Consider the following 6244-nt stretch of genomic DNA (forward strand, 5'->3'; position numbering starts at 1 on the left):
GGTGTGCCCGGGCTCACTGTGCTCGGGCCGGTCGGACCCGGGCCGGGTGCGCCCGGGCGTGCCGCGCTCGGGCCCGGGGGCTCAGGCCGCCAGGGCCTTCTTGACCTGCAGCAGGCTCGGGTTCGTCATCACGACCTGCTCGCCGCCGCCGGCCGGCGTCACCAGCACCGTCGGAACGGTCTGGTTGCCGTTGTTCACCGACTCGACGAAGGACGCCGACGCCGGGTCCTCCTCGATGTTGATCTCGGTGTAACCGATGCCTTCACGGTCCAGCTGGCTCTTGAGTCGGTTGCAGTACCCACACCAGGTCGTGCTGTACATCGTCACGGTGCCGGACATCGAGGGGGCTCCTTCGGAAGAGGGGGGCGTACGGTCTCCGGGAGGAACGTCCACCGGACGGCGGGCATTCCGGCGCCCCGTCGACCGCCGCGCGGAGCGATCATCCTGCGATCCCACCGGCCCTGTGGACAACTCCGCCCACGTTGTCCCACCGGGCTGAGAGGATGGAACGCATGCAGGAAGACCTCTTGAGCGGCAGCCCCTACGACGGCCCCCACGGCTCCCCCTGGGCCGACCCCGGCGCCGCCACGGGCCCGGACGCCGTGCTCGCCGGGCTCGACCCCGAGCAGCGCGCCGTCGCCACCGCCCTGCAGGGCCCCGTCTGCGTCCTGGCCGGCGCCGGCACCGGCAAGACCCGCGCCATCACCCACCGGATCGCCTACGGCGTGCGCAGCGGCGTCTACCACCCCCAGCAGGTCCTCGCCGTCACCTTCACCGCCCGCGCCGCCGGCGAGATGCGCGGCCGGCTGCGCCAGCTCGGCGCCGACGGCGTCCAGGCCCGCACCTTCCACGCCGCCGCCCTGCGCCAGCTCCAGTACTTCTGGCCGCGCGCCGTCGGCGGCCCCGTCCCCCAGCTCCTCGAACGCAAGGTCCAGCTCGTCGCCGAGGCCGCCGGCCGCTGCGGCCTGCGCGTCCAGCGCACCGAACTGCGCGACCTCACCGCCGAGATCGAATGGGCCAAGGTCACCCAGATCGCCCCCGAGGACTACCCGGTGGCCGTCGCCAAGTCCGGCCGCGAAGCCCCCCGCGACCCGGCCGAGACCGCCCAGGTCTACCGCGTCTACGAGGAGACCAAGAGCCGCCGCGGCACCATCGACTTCGAGGACGTCCTGCTGCTCACCGCCGCCATCCTGGAGGACCGCCCGGACATCGCCGACCAGGTCCGCTCCCAGTACCGGCACTTCACCGTCGACGAGTACCAGGACGTCTCCCCGCTCCAGCAGCGCCTGCTCGACCAGTGGACCGGCCCCGACGGCGGCGCCAGCCTCTGCGTCGTCGGCGACGCCAGCCAGACCATCTACTCCTTCACCGGCGCCACCCCCGACTACCTGCTCAACTTCCGCAACCGGCACCCGGGGGCGACGGTGGTCAAGCTGGTCCGCGACTACCGCTCCACCCCCCAGGTCGTCCACCTCGCCAACGGACTGCTCGCCCAGGCCCGCGGCGAGGCCGCCCGGCACCGCCTGGAACTCGTCTCCCAGCGCGAGGCCGGCCCCGAACCCGTCTACACCGAGTACGAGGACGAGCCCACCGAGGCCGAGACCACCGCCCGCCGGATCAAGGACCTGCTCGCCGCCGGGGTGCGCGCCAGCGAGATCGCGGTGCTCTTCCGCACCAACGGCCAGTCCGAGGTCTACGAACAGGCCCTCGCCGACCTCGGCGTCCCCTACCAGCTCAAGGGCGCGGAACGGTTCTTCGAACGCCCCGAGGTCCGGGACGCCGGCGTGCTGCTGCGCGGCGCCGCCCGGGCCGCCTCCGACCCGCTCACCGACGGCGCCCCCGACCTGGCCGGCCAGGTCCGCGCGGTGCTGGCCACCCGTGGCTTCACCGCCGAGCCGCCGGCCGGCTCCGGCGCCGTCCGGGACCGCTGGGAGTCGCTCGCCGCCCTCGTCCGCCTCGCCGAGGAGTTCGAGCGCACCCGCACCGCCGCCGGCCAGGGCACCGACCTCGCCGCCTACGTCGCCGAACTGGACGCCCGCGCCGCCGCCCAGCACGCCCCGGCCGTCGAGGGCGTCACACTCGCCTCCCTGCACGCCGCCAAGGGCCTCGAATGGGACGCCGTCTTCCTGGTCGGCCTCACCGAGGGCACCCTGCCGATCATCTACGCCAAGACCGACGAGCAGGTCGAGGAGGAACGCCGCCTCCTCTACGTCGGCGTCACCCGGGCCCGCAAGCACCTCACGCTCTCCTGGGCGCTCTCCCGCTCCCCGGGCGGCCGGGCCAGCCGCAAGCCCAGCCGCTTCCTGGACGGGCTGCGCCCCGGCTCCGCCGCCCCGGGCGCGCGCACCGGCGCGCGCGGCGGGCGAGGGGGCGTCGAGCCCGGCGAGCGCTCCGCCGCGCGGCGGGTCCGCGGACCGGTCAAGTGCCGGGTCTGCGACAAGGTGCTCACCGAGGCCGTCGAGCGCAAGCTGCGCCGCTGCGAGAGCTGCCCGTCCACGATGGACGAGGGGCTGTACGAGCGGCTGCGCGAGTGGCGGGCCCGGCAGGCCAAGAAGCAGGGCGCGCCGGCCTACGTGGTGTTCACCGACGCCACGCTGATGGCGATCGCCGAGGACGTGCCCTCCGGGCGCGGCGAACTGGCCGCGATCTCCGGGGTCGGGGCCATGAAGCTGGACAAGTACGGGGCGGCCGTGCTCTCGTTGTGTGCGGGGGAGGAGCCCGAGGAGGATCCGGACGGCGTCGAGGACGGCGGTCCGGTCGATCCGGCGTGAGCCGGGCCGGGCGCGGTCGAGCGGCCGCTTTCGCGGGCTTCGCGCCCCGCCGTGTGTCGTGCCGAAGAACTCGCGTGAAAAATAGTTTGCGCCGCGTACCGGGAGCGCAATAGCCTGCCGGAGCGGTCAAGGGGACGCGGTCGCACGGGGTGAAACCTGTGCCGATTCCCCTCGCCCGAGCGCTTTACCGAGACAGACATCCGAACATTCGGAGCCAGGGAGACCAGGCTCCGCGAGACGCCGAGAGGAGGCGAAGACAGTGGGAAACATCATGATCACCAAAATGACTGGCCAGACCGTTGTCGCTGCCTCCCTGCGTGCCGCCCGCCTGCGGGCGCTCGCCGAGCTCGGTGGAACCGGTCTGGGTCTCGACACCACCGGTGTCTCCGTCGCCCCCGTTGTCAGTGGTCCTGGACACACTGATCTGTGCTTCACGGGCAGCAGGAGCGTCGACGGCACCTTTGTCGAGACCGGTCTGTCCCGTGACTGGGCGTCGGCCGGCACGTCGCGCTCCCCGCGCGATGAGCGACCGACCCAGGCACCGAAGGCAGCAGTAGCCGCCGCCATGCATGGCGGCTATGCGCAGGTCGTCGGTGCCGAAAACGCCCAGAAGCAGAACGAGCAGCTGATTAACCAGGCCGTGGCCGCCTTTGCGGGCGCCAAGGCCGTCCGGATGCGGGCCTTCCGCGGCCCTGAACCCTGGAGAGAACGAACCTGAGCCAGCCTCAGGTCGGCACCTCCAGGGCCGCGGAACCCGTCACACCGGGATCCGCGGCCCTTCTGTTTTGTCCGGTACGCAAGACCATCCAGGCCCTCCGGGGCCTCCGGCCCAGCACCACCAGTCCCCTGGGCCGGAACCACTGAGAAAAGACGAGGAAGACGCCCACAGTGTCCACGGTCATCACACCGCCCACCCCGTCCGTACCGCCGACAAGCCAGATCACCAAGGCCGACCAGGCCGACCCCCCGGAGGTTCCTTCCATGCAGCTCAGCTCGATCGAGCAGGCCGAGTCCCTCGGTCTCCCCATCCCGTGCCGCGCCTTCGACCCCGAGGTCTTCTTCGCCGAGACGCCGGCCGACGTCGAGTACGCGAAGTCCCTCTGCGGCACCTGCCCGGTGAAGGACGCCTGCCTGGCCGGCGCCCTGGAGCGGCGCGAGCCGTGGGGCGTCTGGGGTGGCGAGCTGTTCGTCCAGGGCGTCGTCGTGGCCCGCAAGCGTCCCCGTGGCCGTCCGCGCAAGACCGAGGTCATGGCGTGAACCCCGTCCACGACGCCAGGGCCGTCCGCCAGGGGGAGCAGCCCCCGCTGGACAGCGCCCTCCGCCGATCCGTGCGGATCGCCGCCGCCAAGGCCGACGCCGCAGCCCGCATCCCGTTCCCGAACAAGCACCACGAGCAGGACCACGACATGAACCCCGCCGCCGTCGATCCCACCGCCCGCGCCGAGCAGGCCACCGAACGTCAGACCCAGAACAGGATCCTCGAAATGCAACTGCTCCACGAATCCCTGGCCCGTGCCCATATGCAAGACAGGCTGCACGAGGCCGAGAACCAACGGCTCGTCAGCCGGGTCGTCCGGGCCCGCAGGCTCCGGCAGCGGGCCGAGCGGGCCTCGATGCGGGCCCGCAAGGCGCTCGCCGTCGCGCTGATGTAGGACGCCCCGCGCAGGGCCCGCCCGGCGGGCCCCGATCCACCCCCGTCGTGCCGCAGGTCGCCCCCCGTTTTCCGGGGAGCGGCCTGCGGCCGTTGTCGCGGGGCCCGGGTCAGTCCTCGCGGACCGGGGCGGACCCGGCGCCCTTCGCCGACTTGAGGCGCTTCGTGGGCCCGGTGTGCTCCACCGGCCCGGTGCGCTCCGTGGACTCGGCGTGCCCCGTGGGCTTCGCCGACCGCTGGTCGGCGAACTCGGGCAGCCACTCCAGCATCTCCGCGCGGAACGGCGCCTTGGCACCCAGCTGGCAGAGCACCCCGATGGTGCTCAGCGTCACCCGGTGGATCAGCAGGTACGCCGGGGGCAGGTTCAGCTGCTTGCCCAGGTTGTAGGCGGGCGAGCGCGGATCGGCGATCCGGGCCGCCTGGGCGCGCATCCAGCTCCGGGTGAAGTGGAAGTTCTCCACCGCGGCCGGCTCGATGATCGGCAGCAGGTAGTCCAGCACCGCGTCCGGGTCCAGCCGGATCGAGGGCTTCACGAAGCCCTCCTCGCGCAGCATCCGGAGCACGCCCGCCGCGTCCCCGGCCAGCGCCATCCGCAGCGAGGCCCCGATCGGCGCGGGCAGCCCGCCGGGCAGCCGGTCCACGGTGCCGAAGTCCAGCACGCCCAGCCGCCAGCCGGAGACCGGGCCGTCGTCCTTCAGCAGCCGGAAGTTGCCCGGGTGCGGGTCCGCGTGCAGCAGACCGGTCCGGGACGGGCCGGCGAACAGGAACCGGGCCAGCAGCTGCCCGGCACGGTCGCGCTCCTCCTGGGTGCCGCCCGCGATCACCTCGGCCAGCGGGGTGCCGGCCATCCACTCGGTGACCAGCACCTGGTCGGCCTGGGCCACCACGCCCGGCACCACGATGTCCGGGTCGTCCGTGAACTCCTCGGCGTGTCGGCGCTGGGCCTGCGCCTCCAGCTCGTAGTCCAGCTCCTCCGAGACGCGCTCGCGCAGCTCGGTGATCAGCGGCTTGATGTCCAGCCCGGGGATCAGCGGGCCCAGCAGCCAGGCCACCCGGCTCAGCTGCGAGAGGTCCGCGAGCAGCGCGTCGCCCGCGCCCGGGTACTGCACCTTGACGGCGACCGTGCGGCCGTCGTGCCAGACCGCCTTGTGTACCTGGCCGATCGAGGCGGCGGCCGCGGGCCGGTCGTCGAACTCCCGGAACAGCTCGCGCCAGTCGTCCCCGAGCCGCTGGGCGAGCGCGGTGTGCACCTTGGCGGCGGGCATCGGGGGAGCGGCGTCCTGGAGCTTGGTGAGCGCCGCCCGGTACGGCCCGGCGACCTCCTCGGGCAGCGCGGCCTCGAAGACGGACAGCACCTGCCCGAACTTCATCGCCCCGCCCTTGAGCTCGCCGAGGACCTTGAACAGCTGGTCGGCGGTGGCCTGTTGGAGCTCGGCGGTGACGACCTCGGCGGAGCGGCCGCCGATCCGCTTGCCCAGGCCGAGCGTGGCGCGACCGGCTATCCCCAGCGGCAGGGCGGCGAGCCGTGCCGTGCGGGTCACTGCCTTGCGCGGAAGATCGCTCACCCCGGGCCTCCATTCCCTGGCCCCCCGGTTCCGGACGGCCGACCATCTCTACGCCATTGTGCCCGGTCCCCGCCGCGCTCCCTGCGGAATTCCGCGGGGCGGGGCGGGGAGTGGCCTCGCTTTGCGGGGAGTTGGGCGGCTTGGTCCGGTGGGGGCGGGGTGGTGGGGGTGGGGGTTCTGCGCAGGAAGTCGGCTCGGCCGACTTCCTGCGCGGAGTTGTGATGCCGCTCGCTTCCCCGGGGCCCCCTCCCCCCCTC

General features: G+C 73.2%; 6 protein-coding genes. 4 read left to right on the forward strand and 2 right to left on the reverse strand.

Features of this window, described 5'->3' with window-relative positions; all coding sequences use genetic code 11:
* Positions 1 to 81: 81 nt before the first annotated feature.
* Positions 82 to 339, reverse strand: a complete 258-nt coding sequence (locus ABZW03_RS35645; protein WP_355268016.1) for a mycoredoxin — start codon at positions 337 to 339, stop codon at positions 82 to 84.
* 263 nt (positions 340 to 602) lie between these two features.
* On the opposite strand from ABZW03_RS35645, the gene ABZW03_RS35650 reads away from it, so the two are divergent.
* From ABZW03_RS35650 to ABZW03_RS35665, 4 genes are all read left to right on the forward strand, one after another.
* Complete coding sequence (locus ABZW03_RS35650; RefSeq protein WP_355268027.1) at positions 603 to 2771, forward strand: ATP-dependent DNA helicase UvrD2; 2169 nt, start codon at positions 603 to 605, stop codon at positions 2769 to 2771.
* 259 nt (positions 2772 to 3030) lie between these two features.
* Positions 3031 to 3489, forward strand: coding sequence for a hypothetical protein (locus ABZW03_RS35655; protein WP_355268019.1), 459 nt, complete (start codon positions 3031 to 3033; stop codon positions 3487 to 3489).
* 221 nt (positions 3490 to 3710) lie between these two features.
* On the forward strand, positions 3711 to 4028 hold the full coding sequence (locus tag ABZW03_RS35660; protein WP_308020301.1) for a WhiB family transcriptional regulator: 318 nt from the start codon (positions 3711 to 3713) through the stop codon (positions 4026 to 4028).
* Positions 4025 to 4423 carry a hypothetical protein gene (locus tag ABZW03_RS35665; RefSeq protein ID WP_355268022.1) on the forward strand — a complete coding sequence of 133 codons (399 nt, stop codon included), beginning with the start codon at positions 4025 to 4027 and terminating at the stop codon, positions 4421 to 4423. The genes ABZW03_RS35660 and ABZW03_RS35665 overlap by 4 nt, the downstream gene beginning before the upstream one ends.
* A gap of 109 nt (positions 4424 to 4532) precedes the next feature.
* Here ABZW03_RS35665 and ABZW03_RS35670 read toward each other — a convergent pair whose 3' ends face one another.
* Positions 4533 to 5987 carry an AarF/ABC1/UbiB kinase family protein gene (locus ABZW03_RS35670; protein ID WP_355268025.1) on the reverse strand — a complete coding sequence of 485 codons (1455 nt, stop codon included), beginning with the start codon at positions 5985 to 5987 and terminating at the stop codon, positions 4533 to 4535.
* Positions 5988 to 6244 lie beyond the last annotated feature (257 nt).

The sequence above is a fragment of the Kitasatospora sp. NPDC004799 genome, assembly GCF_040609095.1.
Lineage (GTDB): Bacteria > Actinomycetota > Actinomycetes > Streptomycetales > Streptomycetaceae > Kitasatospora.

Coding starts and splice junctions, on each gene's coding strand:
- ABZW03_RS35645 (WP_355268016.1), bottom strand. CDS start 339: ATGTCCGGCACCGTGACGATGTACAGCACGACCTGGTGTGGGTACTGC.